The sequence below is a fragment of the Streptomyces sp. NPDC058864 genome, from assembly GCF_042742985.1.
Classification (GTDB): Bacteria; Actinomycetota; Actinomycetes; order Streptomycetales; family Streptomycetaceae; genus Actinacidiphila.
On sequence record NZ_JBHYMQ010000004.1, the window covers coordinates 66,944 to 82,328 of the forward strand.

The window sequence follows — 15,385 nt, forward strand, 5'->3', positions numbered from 1 at the left end:
CGGATCTCCCGGGAGGGGCGGATGAGTGTGACGGACGCGGGCGCCACGGTGTGGCTCACCGGTCTGCCGAGCGCGGGCAAGACCACGATCGCCCAGGCGCTCGCCGCGCGGCTGCGCGGCGACGGGCACCGTGTGGAGGTCCTGGACGGCGACGAGATCCGCGAGTTCCTCTCCGCAGGCCTCGGCTTCGGCCGCGAGGACCGGCACACCAATGTGCAGCGGATCGGCTTCGTCGCCGAACTCCTCGCCTCCAACGGGGTCAAGGTGCTGGTCCCGGTCATCGCGCCGTACGCCGACAGCCGGGAGGCCGTCCGCAAGCGCCACGAGGCCCGGGGCACGACGTATCTGGAGGTGCACGTCGCCACGCCGGTGGAGGTCTGCTCCGTGCGCGACGTGAAGGGCCTGTACGCCAAGCAGGCCGCGGGCGAGATATCCGGGCTGACCGGCGTGGACGACCCGTACGAGGCACCCGAGACCCCCGATCTGCGGATCGGGACCCAGGACCACACCGTCGAGGACTCAGCGGCGCTGCTGACCGCGTTGCTGGTGGAAAGGGGACTGGCGTGACCACGGTAGTCGCGGTCGACGAGAGCACCGGCAATCCCTTCGCGCTGTCGCACCTGGACGCGCTGGAGTCGGAGGCGGTGCACATCTTCCGGGAGGTCGCGGGCGAGTTCGAGCGGCCGGTGATCCTCTTCTCCGGCGGCAAGGACTCCATCGTCATGCTCCACCTGGCGCTGAAGGCCTTCGCCCCCGCGGCGGTCCCCTTCTCGCTGCTGCACGTCGACACGGGCCACAACTTCCCCGAGGTGCTGGAGTACCGGGACCGCACGGTGGCGCAGCACGCACTGCGGCTGCACGTCGCCTCGGTGCAGGACTACATCGACGACGGCCGGCTGCGCGAGCGCCCCGACGGCACCCGCAACCCGCTGCAGACGGTACCGCTGACCGAGGCCATCCAGGAGCAGCGCTTCGACGCGGTCTTCGGCGGCGGCCGCCGTGACGAGGAGAAGGCGCGCGCCAAGGAGCGGGTGTTCTCGCTGCGCGACGAGTTCTCCCAGTGGGACCCGCGCCGCCAGCGCCCCGAACTGTGGCAGCTCTACAACGGCCGGCACGCCCCCGGCGAGCACGTGCGCGTCTTCCCGCTGTCCAACTGGACCGAGCTGGACGTGTGGCAGTACATCGCCCGCGAGGGCATCGAGCTGCCGGAGATCTACTACGCCCACGAGCGCGAGGTGTTCAAGCGCGCGGGCATGTGGCTGACCGCGGGCGACTGGGGCGGCCCGAAGGACGGCGAGGCCGTGGAGCGCAGGCTGGTTCGCTACCGCACGGTGGGCGACATGTCGTGCACCGGCGCGGTGGACTCCGACGCCGCCGGCATCGACGCCGTCATCGCCGAGATCGCCGCCTCCCGGCTCACCGAGCGGGGCGCCACCCGGGCCGACGACAAGCTCTCCGAGGCCGCGATGGAAGACCGCAAGCGCGAGGGGTACTTCTAGCCATGACCACCGGCACCACCGCCGAGCAGCTCTCGGCCACCTCCCTGCTGCGCTTCGCCACCGCGGGCTCCGTCGACGACGGCAAGTCCACGCTCGTCGGCCGGCTGCTGCACGACTCCAAGTCCGTGCTCGCCGACCAGCTGGAGGCCGTCGAACTGGCCTCGGCCCGGCGCGGGCAGGACACGCCGGACCTGGCGCTGCTCACCGACGGCCTGCGCGCCGAGCGCGAGCAGGGCATCACCATCGACGTGGCGTACCGCTACTTCGCCACGCCGCGGCGGCGGTTCATCCTGGCGGACACGCCCGGGCACGTGCAGTACACCCGGAACATGGTGACCGGCGCCTCGACAGCCGAGCTGACCGTGGTCCTGGTGGACGCCCGCAACGGCGTCGTGGAGCAGACCCGGCGGCACGCGGCGGTCGCCGCGCTGCTTCGGGTGCCGCACGTGGTCCTCGCGGTCAACAAGATGGACCTGGTGGACTGGTCGGAGCCCGTCTTCGCCGCCATCGCCGAGGAGTTCACCGCGTACGCGGCGTCCATCGGCGTCCCGGAGATCACCACGGTCCCGATCTCGGCGCTGGCCGGCGACAACGTCGTGACCCCGTCGGCGAACATGGACTGGTACGGCGGCCCGACGATCCTCGAGCACCTGGAGACCGTGCCGGTGGGCACCGACCCCGGCAGCCACCCGGCGCGCTTCCCGGTGCAGTACGTCATCCGCCCGCAGACCGCCGAACACCCGGACTACCGCGGTTACGCCGGGCAGATCGCCTCCGGCGTGCTGCGCGTCGGCGACCGGGTGACGGTGCTGCCGTCCGGGCTGACCAGCACGATCAGCGGCATCGACGCGCTCGGCACCGCGGTCGACGTGGCGTGGGCGCCGCAGTCGGTGACGCTGCTGCTCGGGGACGACCTGGACATCTCGCGCGGCGACCTGATCGCGCCGTCCGACGCCGCCCCGGAGACCACGCAGGACGTCGAGGCGACCGTGTGCCACCTCCACGAGCGGCCGCTGAAGGTCGGCGCGCGCGTGCTGCTGAAGCACTCGACGCGCACGGTCAAGGCGATCGTGAAGCGGCTCCCGTACCGGATCGACCTGACCCGGGGGCTGGAGCACCAGGACGATCCGGGCGAGTTCGGCGTCAACGACATCGGCACGGTGGTGCTGCGCACCTCGGAGCCGCTGCCGCTGGACGCGTACGCCGACTCGCGGCTCACCGGCTCCTTCCTGCTGATCGACCCGGCGGACGGCACCACGCTGACCGCCGGCATGGCGGGCGAGGCCTTCGCCGTCCGCACCGCCACGGCCGCCGCGGACGCGGCCGGTGACGACGAGGGGTGGGACTTCTGATGGCGTTCGACGACGCCTTCGCGGGATTCGCCAAGGAGGGCGGTCGCATCGGCAGCGGCTGTCTGGGCAGCGGCACGGGCGGTGTGACGCGATGTGCGCGCTGACCGCGTCCGAGCACCGTACCCACGCCGCGCAGGCGGCACCGCACCACCGACCACCAGACAGCCACCACCCCGGCGCGCCCTAGAGAGCGCGAGCCGGGGCCATCGAGAGGACCACCTCCCGTGACTGCCGATCGCACCACCGCCCCGAGAACGTCCGCCCGTCGCCGCCTGATCGCGGGCGCCGCCCTTCTGCCGCTGCTGGCGCTGGCCGCGTGCGGCTACGGCTCCGAGAAGAAGGACGACACCACCAACGCGGCCGCGAGCAGCGGCACCAGCAAGAAGCTGTCCGCCTCGACGGTGAAGATCGGCTACTTCGCGAACCTCACCCACGCCACCCCGCTGGTGGGCCTGAAGGAGGGCTTCTTCGCCGACGAACTGGGCTCGGGCACCACGATCAAGGAGTCGGTGTTCAACGCCGGGCCCGCCGAGATCGAGGCGCTCAACGCCGGTTCCATCGACATCGGCTGGATCGGCCCCTCCCCGGCGGTCAACGGCTGGACGAAGTCCGGCGGCAAGAGCCTGAAGATAATCTCCGGCTCGGCCTCCGGCGGCGTGAAGCTGGTGGTCAACCCGGACAAGATCAAGACCCTGAAGGACGTCAAGGGCAAGAAGATCGCCACCCCCCAGCTCGGCAACACCCAGGACGTGGCGTTCCTCAACTGGATCGCCGAGCAGGGCTGGAAGGTCGACGCCACCAGCGGCAAGGGCGACGTCTCCGTCGTCCGCACGGACAACAAGGTGACGCCCGACGCCTACAAGACCGGCTCCATCGACGGCGCGTGGGTGCCCGAGCCCACCGCCTCCAAGCTGGTCGCCGAGGGCGCGAAGGTGCTGCTGGACGAGCGCGACCTGTGGCCGGACAAGAAGTTCGTCATCACCAACGTGATCGTCTCCCAGACGTTCCTCAAGGAGCACGCGGACGTCGTCGAGGCCGTGCTGCGCGGCTCGGTGAAGACCAACGCCTGGATCAACGCCAACCCGGACAAGGCGAAGGCCGACGCCAACGCGCAGTTGGAGAAGCTCTCCGGCAAGCCGCTGCCCGCCGACGTCATCGACCCGGCCTGGGAGAGCATCCAGGTCATCGACGACCCGCTGGCGTCCACCCTGCAGACCGAGGCCGACCACGCCGTCACCGCCGGCCTGCTGGAGAAGCCCTCGCTGGGGGGCATCTACGACCTGTCGCTCCTCAACAAGATCCTCGAGGCCGACGGCAAGCCCGCCATCGACGACGCCGGTCTCGGCGGCTGACGCCCGGCAGCACCCCGTGAAGCCCGCAGCCCCAGCCCTCAGGAGGTGACGCCATGGCCACCGCACTCACCAAGCAGCCCGCCGTGACGGTCGACGCGGCCCCGTACGCCGCACGGCTCGAGCACGTCTCGAAGTCCTTCGGCCGTCCCGGCGCGGAGACGCACGTGCTGGACGACATCAGCATCGACGTCGCCCCCGGCGAGTTCGTCTGCCTCCTGGGGGCCTCGGGCTGCGGCAAGTCCACGCTGCTCAACCTGGTCGCGGGACTCGACCGGCCGACCGTCGGGGGCATAGCGACCCCCGGCGGCCGACCGGCCCTGATGTTCCAGGAGCACGCCCTGTTCCCGTGGCTCACCGCCGGCCGGAACATCGAACTCGCCCTGCGCATGCGCGGCGTACCGCGCGCCGAGCGCCGCCCGGAGGCCGAACGGCTGCTGGAGCTCGTCCGGCTGAAGGGCGCGTACGGCAAGCGGGTGCACGAACTGTCCGGCGGCATGCGGCAGCGCGTCGCGCTGGCCCGGGCGCTGGCGCAGGACAGCCAGCTGCTGCTGATGGACGAGCCGTTCGCCGCGCTCGACGCCATCACGCGCGACGTGCTGCACGAGGAGCTCACCCGCATCTGGGCCGAGACCCGCCTGTCGGTGCTCTTCGTGACCCACAACGTCCGCGAGGCGGTGCGGCTCGCCGAGCGGGTCGTGCTGCTCTCCTCGCGGCCGGGACGGATCGCCCGTGAGTGGACGGTCGACATCCCGCAGCCGCGCCGCATCGAGGACTCGGCGGTCGCCGAGCTCTCCGTGGAGATCACCGACCACCTCCGGGGGGAGATCCGCCGACATGGCCAGCACTGAGACGAAGGCAGAGGCCAGGCCGGCCGGCGACCTCGCGGGACTGGAGGCCGGCCTCGACGCCCTGGAGACCCGCTCCACCACGCGTGTGCCGCTGGCCCGCGTACTGCTCCACAAGGCCGTTCCCCCGCTCGTCGCCATCGCCCTGGTGCTGGTGGTGTGGCAGCTCGCGTACCACTTCGAGGTCAAGCCGCACTACCAGCTGCCCAGTCCGGCCGAGGTCGGCCGCGCCCTGCAGGACAAGTGGCTGGACGGCACCCTCCTCGGCTACGTCTGGACGAGCCTGTCGCGCGGCGCGCTGGGTTTCGTCGCCTCCGTCGCGATCGGCACGCCGCTGGGCCTGCTCGTGGCGCGGGTGAGGGTGGTGCGGGCCGCGATCGGGCCGATCCTGTCGGGTCTGCAGTCACTGCCGTCGGTGGCCTGGGTGCCCGCGTCGATCATCTGGTTCGGGCTGTCGGACGCCACGATCTACTGCGTGGTGCTGCTGGGCGCGGTGCCCTCGATCGCCAACGGCCTGGTCGCCGGCGTCGACCAGATCCCGCCGCTGTTCCTGCGGGCCGGCCGCACCATCGGCGCCACCGGTGTCCACGCGGTGCGGCACGTGCTGCTTCCGGCCGCCCTGCCGGGCTACCTCGCCGGCCTCAAGCAGGGCTGGGCCTTCTCCTGGCGCTCCCTGATGGCCGCCGAGCTGATCGCCACCTCCCCCGATCTCGGCGTGGGCCTGGGCCAGTTGCTGGAGCAGGGGCGCGAACTGTCCGACATGCCGAGCGTGCTGGCGGCGATCCTGCTGATCCTGGTCGTCGGCATCGGCATCGAACTGCTGGTGTTCGCGCCGCTGGAGCGTACGGTGCTGCGCAGCCGCGGCCTGTTCGCACGGGGCTGACCATGACCGCGCGCCACGTCCTCCTCGTCATCGCCCACGGCAGCCGCGACCCGCGGCACGCCGCGACCGTCCACGCCCTGACCGAACGCGTCAGGGCGGCCCGTCCCGGGCTGCGGGTGGAGACGGCCTTCCTCGACCACTGCGCGCCGAGCGTGCCGCAGGTCGTGGACCGCCTCGCCGATGAGGGCGTGCGCGACGTGGTGGCGCTGCCGCTGCTGCTGACCCGCGCCTTTCACGCCAAGGCGGACATCCCCGCCGTGCTGCGCGAGTCTGCGGCGCGCCACGTCCGGATGCGCGTGCGCCCGGCCGACGTGCTCGGCCCCTCACCGCTGCTGCCGGCCGCCCTGGAGCGGCGGCTGCGCGAAGCCGGGATCGGCCCCGGCGACCGCCCCTCGACCGGGATCGTCCTGGCCTCGGCGGGCTCCTCCGACCCGGAGGCGATCGCAGTGATCGCAGAAATCGCGCGGGAGTGGCGGCGTACCGGTTGGTGCGCCGTGCGGCCTGCGTTCGCCTCCGCATCCCTTCCCACCACGGACGAGGCGGTGCGCGCGCTGCGCGCCGAGGGCGTACGGCACATCGCCGTCGCGCCGTACGTCATCGCCCCGGGCTTCCTGCCCGACCGCATCGCCCGTGGCGCCCTGGCCTCCGGGGCGGACGTCCTCGCCGACGTCCTCGGCGACGCCCCGGAAGTCGCCCGCCTGCTGCTGCGCCGCTTCGACGAGGCACTGCTGCCGCGCCTGTCGCTGGCCCTGGCCTGAGGCGCGGCAGGCGGCGCACCGTCAGGACACGACGTCCGCCAGGCGTTCCACCTGGCCGGGGTCCGACGCCCAGCAGTAGAGGATCACTTCGTCGGCGCCGATGCCGCCGTACCCGGCGACCGCGTCGCGGATCTGCTCCAGGGTGGTCAGGAGACCCTGCGCGACACGATCCGCGAAGTCGGTGAAGGCGTAGTAGGCGCGGATGTTGCCGCGGGCCGCGGTGACCACCGGATCCGGTCCGAGTGCGACGTTGGCCTGGGCGACCAGCCGTGGCCGGCCGGACCGCGCGTGCCGCTCCCAGCTCCGCTCCGCCTCACGGAAGAGCCGGTCCATCGCCTTGGGCGGCATTCCGGCACCGAGGAAGCCGTCGCCGTGGCGGCCGACCCGGTCGATCGCGGCCGGGGCGAAGCCGCCGAAGAGCACCTCGGGCCCGCCCGGGGTCGCCGGGGCGGGCCCGACCGGCCCGGCCCCGTCGCCGTACGGGTCACCCGCCCAGAGGCGGCGCAGCACGGCCATCTGCTCGTCGAGAAGGCGGCCGCGGCGGCGGAAGTCGGCTCCGGCGGCGATGAAGTCGTCCTCGCGCGCGCCCACTCCGACGCCGAGGGTGAAGCGCCCTCCGGACAGGCGGTCCAGCGTCGCGGTCTGCTTGGCCAGGACGGCGCCGTCGCGGAACGGGGAGATGAGGACCTCGGTCTGCAGCCGGATCCTGCGCGTCGCCCCGGCGAGCACGGCGAGGGCGACCAGCGGTTCCGGGTTGTCGTACACGAGACGGTCGAGCAGGCCGAGGCTGCTGAAGGGGCCGTCGTCGGCACGGCGGGCCCAGGTCGTCAGAACGGCGGGGTCGTCGACGGGAAGGCCGAGACCGATCTTCATGGGGTACTCCTCCGGAAGGGCACGGGCATGGGTTCCGCCCCTCCGTCACCACGCACCGGCCGTGCGGGCCGCTCCCGTTCTGCGGCGTCCTTCTGGGGAGCGTGATCATCGAGTGCTGCCACCGTAACCCGGCTCCCCCGGTCCTCGCCCCTTCATTTCTCCCGTGTCGGACCGGCCTAGTAGTACCGGCCTAGTAGTAGTGGCGCAGTGACGGCCACAGCTGCGACCAGGGCTCCTTCGGGCCCGTGCAGAGGACGATCACGGCGTCCTGTTCCTCGTTGTCGACGTCTCGCCCGTTGTTGACGCGGCCGGCCCCCTGGCAGCCGGTGAAGTGGCGTTCGACGCGGTCGGCTCCCACCTGACGCACCAGCAGCACCGGACCGGTGGCGGAGTCCGGCGGTGGGCCCCAGTCGGCGAAGCTCATGTGGGCGGAGTAGGGAGCGGGCAGGCCGCGGATGGCTCCGTGGTAGGCCAGGGCGCCGGCCTCGCCGTAGTTCTGGGCGAAGATGACGGCACGGGGCCGGTCTGCGGCGGGGACCCCGGACCATGCCTGGTCGACGGCGACGGCGAGTTCGGGCCAGCCGATCTGCTCGCCCTGTTCCTTGTTGACGGCGTTGACGAGGCCCACGCTGCGCGGCGGGAGCACCGGCAGCGAGATCAGGGCGCTGATGACCGCCGTCACCGCGACGGCCGGCCACATGGCCCGCGGCCGGGAGGCGACCGTGACGCAGCCCGCGGCGAGCAGCACGAGCAGCAGCGGCAGGCAGTAGTACGGCTTGCCGCCGGAGGCGACGACCATGACGGCGAGGATCAGGTAGGCCGGGGCGAACGCGCGGGCCCACCGCAGCGCGGGATCGCGCCACAGCCGCAGCCCGCCCGCGATCCACACTGGGACGAACACCGGTGAGAGGAAGACGATCTGCTGAGGCACGAACATGATGCGGTTCTCGGTGCCGTCGTCCGCGCTGATGCCGCCCGCGACGGTCAGCTGGGGCCAGCCGTGGGCCGCCTGCCACCACAGGTTGGGCAGGGCCACCGCGAACGCGACGGCGGCACCGGCGACCGGCCACCAGCCGCGCAGCACGTGCCGGGGGCCGGTGGCGAGCAGCGCCGCGAGCAGGGCGAAGGCCAGCAGGGCGATCAGGTACTTGTTCTGCATGCCGACACCGAGGGCCGCGCCCACGGCGAGCCACAGCCGGCCGTCCCCGGTGCGCAGCAGCCTCAGCAGCAGCCAGCAGACGACCACCCACGCGAGCATGTCGAAGGTCGCGGTGGAGACCAGGTGGCCGACGGCAAGGACGAAGCCGGAGACCCCCGTGCACGCCGCGGCGAGTACTTGCGCCGCGCGCCCGCCGCCGAGTTCCCTGGCGACGGCGGCGACGACCACGATGGTCGCGGCGCAGGCGAGGGTCGCCACCACTCGGAGTCCCCCGGGCGTGTCGCCGAAGACGGCGGTGGAGAGGCGGGCGGCGAGCGGAGTAAGCGGGGGCTGGTCGACGTAGCCCCACGCAGGGTGGTCGCCGGCGACGAGGAAGTACAACTCGTCGCGGTGGAAGCCGTAACGGCCGGAGAAGACGGTCAGCACGGCGGCGACCGCGGCCGTGACCCCCAGGACCGGAGCGGTGGCGAACGGCGCCACCTCCGTGCGGACGTACGCAGCGGACATCCCCCACCCCCCGGTGTTCCCGCGCTGTTCCCCCGACGACGGTACCGGGGCGGCGGGCGGGAGGCCATGGGATACGGGTCGCCGGTGGTGACGCGGTGCCGGGGGTGATGCCGGTGGGTGAGTGCGGCCTCGTCTCGCTCCCTGCGGTCGCAAAGCGGCGGGCTGCGGAGGGGGAGAGTGGGGGCGGGGCCCTCGTGGCAGTGTGCGGGCCGGTGGTCGGTGGAGGTTCGGGCTCCGGATCGGGTTCCCTCTCCGGCGGCTGGGGTCTCGTTGCCGTCCGCGGGTATAGATGGCCGCTTCCACGCTTACTCCCGGTGGGTGGCGTGCCCGCCGTGACCGGCGTCTGCGGCTGATTCGAGGTGCTGTCGAGCCGTCCACGGGACATCGGGCTCGCTTTCGCCGATATGTTCGGCGGAAGAGAGCCCGATCTTCGAGCGGGGGGAGATCGGGCCCGCCTTCGCCGACTATGTCGGCGAAACAGAGCCCGATCTCGGAAACCGACCTGCCGAACCCATGTCCTGTCGGGGAATCACCCGCAGACGCGGGTTACGGCGGGCGCGCCACCCGCGGACGGTGGGCGTGGCAACCAGCCATCTATACCCGCGGACGGCAACGAGACCCCCAGCCACGGAAAAGGCCACCCGCTCCGGCGCCTGGACCCCGGCCACACACCCACTCGCACGGCGCCGCGAAGGCCCGCGCCCCACCCTCCCCATCCGCAGCCCGCCGCTTTGCGACCGAAGGGAGCGAGACGACGGGACAGCAGCCCACCCACCCGAACCACCCCGCCCGAGTACCCCGAGTACCCCTACAACCCGTCGACGTCGAAGCGGCTCAGCCGCGAGCCCCCGGCGCGTGAGGCGCGGTCGAGCAGGGCGCTCAGCAAGCGGCGCCCCGGGGTGAGCCGGGCGCGGGCCTCGCGCGGGAGGTCCCACAGGGTACGGGAGTCGCGCAACCGCAGGCCCCAGGCGGCCAGTTCAGCGGGGTCGTCGCAGCTCCAGCCGGCGTCGACGGCGCGCGGACGGCGGGCCTCCGCGGAACCGACGGTGTCCATCAGGAGGACCGAGCCGGGGAACCGGCGGCGGATGACGTCCACGGCGGATCGTGCGCCGGCCTCGTCGAGGTAGATGAGCACTGCCTCCGAGACGAAGAGGTAGGGGCCGGGGGCGGCCGCGACGGCCGCCGCCCAGTCCGGTTCGGCCGCGGAACCCACGACCATGCGGCGGCGGTCGTGCTCCGCGAAGAGCTCCCGGCGCAGCGCGATGACGTCCGGCAGGTCGATCTCGACCCAGGTGGCGGAACCGTTGTCGAGCCGCTCGTACCGGGTGTTGAGGCCGACTCCGATCTCGACGACGGTGCCCGAGGGGTGCTCGTCCAGGAACTCCCGCACCCAGCCGTCGAGGACGACCCCGCGGAAGACGGGGCCGAGCAGCCTCAGGCGGCCGCCGACGCGCGTGAGGTCGCGGTCGAGGGCCTCGGCCACCTCCACCGAGCGGGGGTCCCGGGTCAGCGGACGCCTGCGGCGCGTCTCGGCCGCACGCGCCCGCAGCGGTATGAGCAGGGTCTCCTGGACCCGGCCGAGTTCCACGCGGCGACGCTCCATCCCGGCACCGTACCGCGGTTCAGGCGCCGCGCAGGGCGTCCGCGAGGGGGCCGTCCCCGGTGACCTCGGCGCCGCCGTCCCGCAGGGCGCCGGCGATGCCGCGGACGGCTCCCGGGGGCAGCGCCACGACCGCGTCGGGGCGCTTGGCGGGGCCGTCTGCGTACGACGGGGTGCCGCCGCCGAGTTCGATGTGGAAGGCGCCCTCGTCGAGGCGGACCTCGACCACTCCCGCGGGGGCCCCGGGCAGCGTGGCGAGGTGTCGCATGAGGGGCACGGCGGCCCAGTGCGCGCGGACGGCGTCGGTGGGCCGCGGTTCCCGCAGTTCCGGCGCGCCCCATTCGGCGAGGGCGCCGAGCACCGCGAGCAGTCCGCGGCCGCGCGGGGTGAGTTCGTAGACGTACGCCGCGCCGGGCGGTGCGAGGCGGCGGCGGGTGACCAGGCCGTCGCGCTCCATCTCCTTGAGCCGTGAGGCCAGGACGTCGGTGCTGACGCCGGGCAGGTCGGCGTGGAGGTCGGTGTACCGGCGGGGGCCCGCCAGCAGCTCCCGGACGATCAGGAGCGTCCAGCGCTCCCCGACGGTGTCCAGGGCACGGGCGACGGCGCAGTACTGGTCGTAACTTCGGCGCGGCATGATCCCCAGTGTAGACAATGAGTTGGACTTTCCAAGCGCGCACTTGGTAAAACCAAGGAGAGCAGCGCACCGGGCAGGACCGCGGGAACCGGATCGGGAGGCCGTCGCATGGAGTACAAGCAGTCGAGCAAGCTGGCCGACGTCTGTTACGAGATCCGGGGGCCGGTGATCGAGCACGCCAACGCGCTGGAGGTGGCGGGGCACAGCGTCCTGCGGCTCAACACGGGCAATCCCGCGCTGTTCGGGTTCGAGGCACCCGAGGAGATCCTGCAGGACATCATCCGCACGCTCCCCGCGTCGCACGGCTACAGCGACTCGCGCGGCATCCTCTCGGCCCGCCGGGCGGTGGCCCAGCACTACCAGGACCGCGGGCTCACCGACGTCGGCGTGGACGACGTCTTCCTCGGCAACGGGGTGTCGGAGCTGGTGCAGATGGCCGTCCAGGCCCTCGTCGACGACGGCGACGAGGTGCTGATCCCGGCCCCCGACTTCCCGCTGTGGACGGCCGTGACGAACCTGGCCGGCGGCAAGGCGGTGCACTACCTCTGCGACGAGCAGGCGGACTGGTTCCCCGACCTCGACGACATCGCCTCGAAGATCACCAGCCGTACGCGGGCCTTGGTGATCATCAACCCCAACAACCCGACGGGCGCGGTCTACCCGCGCGAACTGCTCGAGGGGATGCTCGACCTGGCGCGGCGCCACCATCTGGTCGTCTTCGCCGACGAGGTCTACGACAAGATCCTCTACGACGACTCCGTGCACCACTCGGCGGCGCTGCTCGCCCCCGACGTGCTCTGCCTGACGTTCAGCGGGCTGTCCAAGGCCTACCGGGTGGCGGGCTTCCGGTCCGGCTGGCTGGTCGTCACCGGGCCCCGGAAGCACGCCAAGAGCTACCTCGAGGGCCTGACGATGCTCGCCTCGATGCGGCTGTGCCCCAACGTCCCGGCCCAGCAGGCGATCCAGGCCGCGCTCGGCGGCCGGCAGAGCATCAAGGACCTGATCCTGCCCGGGGGGCGGCTGCACGAGCAGCGCGACAAGGCCTGGGAGAAGCTGAACGAGATCCCCGGTGTCAGCTGCGTCAAGCCCAAGGGCGCGCTCTACGCCTTCCCCCGGCTGGACCCGAAGGTGCACCGGATCCACGACGACGAGAAGTTCGTGCTCGACCTGCTGCTCCGCGAGAAGATCCAGGTCGTCCAGGGCACCGGGTTCAGCTGGCCGCGCCCGGACCACTTCCGCATCCTGACCCTCCCCCGCGCCGACGACCTGGACGCCGCCATCAGCCGCATCGGCCGCTTCCTGGCCGGCTACCGGCAGTAGCCCGGATCGGGGGCGCGCTTCCCCCACGTGCCGCTCACCCCGACGGGGAGCGGTGACCGCATCCCGTTTTCGTGCGGCCGGGCACCGGGACGGCGGTCGTTGTAGGGGGCACCACTCCCGGGGGCGGGGGTTTTCCCCACTCCCTGGGGAGGAGAAACCCGCCGCCGGTTCACCTGTCAGCCGGATGGGGCGTCGTCCCGCGGGCCCATAGCGTCGAGGGCGAGGCGGTGGAGAGGTTCCACCGCCCGGCTACGAGGGGGTTCGCAACCGTGGCAAGCGCACACGGCAGGGCACGTACCGCGGGGACGGTACGCGGGCAGGGCATCGCCGCCGCCATGGGCGGCTGGAGTGCCCGGCACCGCTGGACGGCGGTCGGGAGCTGGCTGCTCTTCGTCGTACTCGCGCTGGTCATCGGCTCGATGGCCGGGCGGGTCGACCTGACGGACCGGGAGGAGGTGCCCGGGGAGTTCGGGCAGGCCGTGGCCATCCTGGACGACGCCGGACTGAACGACCGACCGGCCGGCGAGATGGTGCTGGTCCAGGCTGCCGGGGGTTCCCTGAAGGCCACCGACCCGGCGTTCCGGGCCGTGGTCGGGGAGGTCGTCGCCGCGGTGCAGGGCACCGGCGCGGTCGCCTCCGTCCAGTCGCCTTACGACGTCGGCGCGGTCTCCAAGGACGGCCGGTCCGCACTGGTGAGGTTCGACATGCGCGGCGACCCGCAGACGGCGGCCGACCGGGTCGAACCCGTCGTCGAGGCCGTCAGCGGCGTCCAGGACAAGCACAAGGAGCTGAAGGTCGAGCAGTTCGGCGAGGCCAGCTCGGAGAAGGTCTTCAACGACGCCTTCGGCAGCGACTTCCAGCGCGCCGAGTACTCGGCGCTGCCGGTCGCGCTCGGCATCCTGCTGATCGCCTTCGGCGCGCTGGTGGCGGCGCTGCTGCCGGTGGCACTGGCGATGACGGCCTTCCTCGCGACGACCGGTCTGGTGGCCGTGGTGAGCCACGCCGTCCACATGAGCGACACCGCCAACTCCGTGATGCTGCTGGTCGGTCTGGCGGTCGGTGTCGACTACTGCCTGTTCTACCTGCGGCGTGAACGTGAGGAGCGGGAGGCGGGCCACGACCCGCAGACCGCGCTGCGCATCGCGGCGGCCACCAGCGGCCGGGCGGTGCTGGTCTCCGGCGTGACGGTGATCGTGGCGATGGCGGGCATGCTCTTCACCGGCATCGGCGACTTCAAGGCGATGGGCCTGGCCACGATGATGGTGGTGGCCGTCGCGATGTTCGGCTCGGTGACGGTGCTGCCCGCTCTGCTGTCCCTGCTGGGCGAGCGGGTCGAGAAGGGCCGGATCCCCTTCCTGCGCCGCCGGGGCAAGGGGGCGGGCGGGGAGTCCCGTGTCTGGCGGGCGATCCTCGGCGGAGTGCTGCGCCGCCCGGTGGTGGCGGCGGCGGTCGCCGGCGGGGCACTGGTCGCACTGGCCGTCCCGGCGGTCGGCCTGAACACCGCGAACCTGACGCTGAGCCAGGAGCTGGGGGACGGACTGCCGGTCGTCCGGGCGTACGAGGACATCAACAAGGCGTTCCCCGGCGGTCCAGACCCGGCCCAGGTGGTCGTCAAGGCCTCGGACATCACCTCGCCCGAGGTGCGTCAGGCCATCGACGCCTTCTCCCGGGAGGCCGTCACCAAGGGCGCCTCCCCCGGCCCGGTGGAGACCGAGCTCCATGAGAAGGAGGGCGTCGCCGTCCTGAAGGTGCCGCTGACGGGCGGCACCGACGAGGAGAGGGCCGAGGCCTCACTGAAGGTCCTGCGTGACGAGGTACGCCCGCACACCCTGGGTGTGGTGGCCGGTCTCACGGCGCCGATCGGCGGCTCGACCGCGGCGTCGATGGACTTCACGGACAAGATCGGCGACGCGGTGCCCCCGGTGTTCGCCTTCGTCGTGGCCTTCGCCTTCCTGCTGATGCTGCTCTCCTTCCGGTCGCTGACCATCGCGGTCACCTCGATCGTGCTCAACCTCCTGTCGGTGGGCGCCGCCTACGGCATCCTCACCATCGTCTTCCAGCACGGCTGGGGCGCCGGCCTGGTGGGTGCCGAGGGCGTGGGCGCGATCGTGGCCTGGCTGCCGCTGTTCCTGTTCGTGATCCTCTTCGGGCTCAGCATGGACTACCACGTCTTCGTGGTCTCCCGGATCCGCGAGGCACGGATGCGGGGGCTGTCCACGCAGGGCGCGATCCGGCACGGCATCACGACGACCGCCGGTGTGGTCACCAGCGCGGCGGTCATCATGGTGGCGGTGTTCGCGATCTTCGGCACGCTGTCCATGCAGAGCATGAAGCAGATGGGTGTGGGTCTGGCCGCGGCGGTGCTCATCGACGCCACCGTCATCCGCGGTGTGCTGCTCCCCGCGGTGATGGCCCTGCTGGGCGAGCGCAACTGGTACCTGCCCAAGTGGCTCGGCTGGCTGCCGGACATGACCCACGACGAGGCAGTGGTCGCGCCCGCCCCGGCGAGGCCGGTCGGCACCCCGGCACCGGTCGAGCCCTCGGGCGTGGGCCGCTGACCCCGCGGGCAGCGCGAGGACGTTCCGGTCCGGCCCCCGTCGCCA

13 protein-coding genes are annotated in these 15,385 nt (G+C 72.5%); 9 read left to right on the top strand and 4 right to left on the bottom strand.

What is annotated here, in order from left to right; genetic code table 11:
• Positions 1-21: 21 nt before the first annotated feature.
• The 7 genes from cysC (at position 22) to ACFW3D_RS04835 (ending at position 6,689) form a co-directional block, all read left to right on the top strand.
• A complete protein-coding gene (gene cysC / locus ACFW3D_RS04805) occupies positions 22-567 on the top strand; it encodes an adenylyl-sulfate kinase (RefSeq protein WP_500501300.1) in 546 nt (181 codons plus the stop codon).
• On the top strand, positions 564-1,499 hold the full coding sequence (gene cysD, locus ACFW3D_RS04810) for a sulfate adenylyltransferase subunit CysD (RefSeq protein ID WP_500501302.1): 936 nt from the start codon (positions 564-566) through the stop codon (positions 1,497-1,499). Before cysC ends, cysD begins: the two co-directional genes overlap by 4 nt.
• 2 nt (positions 1,500-1,501) lie before the next feature.
• Positions 1,502-2,851 (top strand): sulfate adenylyltransferase subunit 1, encoded by a 1,350-nt coding sequence (locus ACFW3D_RS04815; protein WP_500501304.1) that lies wholly within the window; start codon positions 1,502-1,504, stop codon positions 2,849-2,851.
• A gap of 224 nt (positions 2,852-3,075) precedes the next feature.
• Complete coding sequence (locus tag ACFW3D_RS04820; RefSeq protein ID WP_500501306.1) at positions 3,076-4,203, top strand: ABC transporter substrate-binding protein; 1,128 nt, start codon at positions 3,076-3,078, stop codon at positions 4,201-4,203.
• Positions 4,204-4,256: 53 nt separating this feature from the next.
• A complete protein-coding gene (locus tag ACFW3D_RS04825) occupies positions 4,257-5,051 on the top strand; it encodes an ABC transporter ATP-binding protein (RefSeq protein ID WP_500501308.1) in 795 nt (264 codons plus the stop codon).
• On the top strand, positions 5,038-5,931 hold the full coding sequence (locus tag ACFW3D_RS04830) for an ABC transporter permease (protein ID WP_500501310.1): 894 nt from the start codon (positions 5,038-5,040) through the stop codon (positions 5,929-5,931). The genes ACFW3D_RS04825 and ACFW3D_RS04830 overlap by 14 nt, the downstream gene beginning before the upstream one ends.
• A gap of 2 nt (positions 5,932-5,933) precedes the next feature.
• Positions 5,934-6,689, top strand: a complete 756-nt coding sequence (locus ACFW3D_RS04835) for a sirohydrochlorin chelatase (protein ID WP_500501312.1) — start codon at positions 5,934-5,936, stop codon at positions 6,687-6,689.
• Positions 6,690-6,710: 21 nt separating this feature from the next.
• Here ACFW3D_RS04835 and ACFW3D_RS04840 read toward each other — a convergent pair whose 3' ends face one another.
• The 4 genes from ACFW3D_RS04840 to ACFW3D_RS04855 form a co-directional block, all read right to left on the bottom strand.
• Positions 6,711-7,562, bottom strand: coding sequence for an LLM class flavin-dependent oxidoreductase (locus ACFW3D_RS04840; protein WP_500501314.1), 852 nt, complete (start codon positions 7,560-7,562; stop codon positions 6,711-6,713).
• A 190-nt stretch (positions 7,563-7,752) separates the two neighbouring features.
• On the bottom strand, positions 7,753-9,228 hold the full coding sequence (locus ACFW3D_RS04845; RefSeq protein ID WP_500501316.1) for a glycosyltransferase family 39 protein: 1,476 nt from the start codon (positions 9,226-9,228) through the stop codon (positions 7,753-7,755).
• Positions 9,229-10,036: 808 nt separating this feature from the next.
• Positions 10,037-10,831, bottom strand: coding sequence for a class I SAM-dependent methyltransferase (locus tag ACFW3D_RS04850; protein WP_500501317.1), 795 nt, complete (start codon positions 10,829-10,831; stop codon positions 10,037-10,039).
• Between the two features lie 19 nt (positions 10,832-10,850).
• Positions 10,851-11,462, bottom strand: a complete 612-nt coding sequence (locus tag ACFW3D_RS04855; protein ID WP_500501319.1) for a winged helix-turn-helix transcriptional regulator — start codon at positions 11,460-11,462, stop codon at positions 10,851-10,853.
• Positions 11,463-11,570: 108 nt separating this feature from the next.
• Here ACFW3D_RS04855 and ACFW3D_RS04860 point away from each other — a divergent pair, with 108 nt between their 5' ends.
• A complete protein-coding gene (locus tag ACFW3D_RS04860) occupies positions 11,571-12,782 on the top strand; it encodes a pyridoxal phosphate-dependent aminotransferase (protein ID WP_500501321.1) in 1,212 nt (403 codons plus the stop codon).
• Positions 12,783-13,117: 335 nt separating this feature from the next.
• On the top strand, positions 13,118-15,340 hold the full coding sequence (locus tag ACFW3D_RS04865; protein WP_500501676.1) for an MMPL family transporter: 2,223 nt from the start codon (positions 13,118-13,120) through the stop codon (positions 15,338-15,340).
• Positions 15,341-15,385 lie beyond the last annotated feature (45 nt).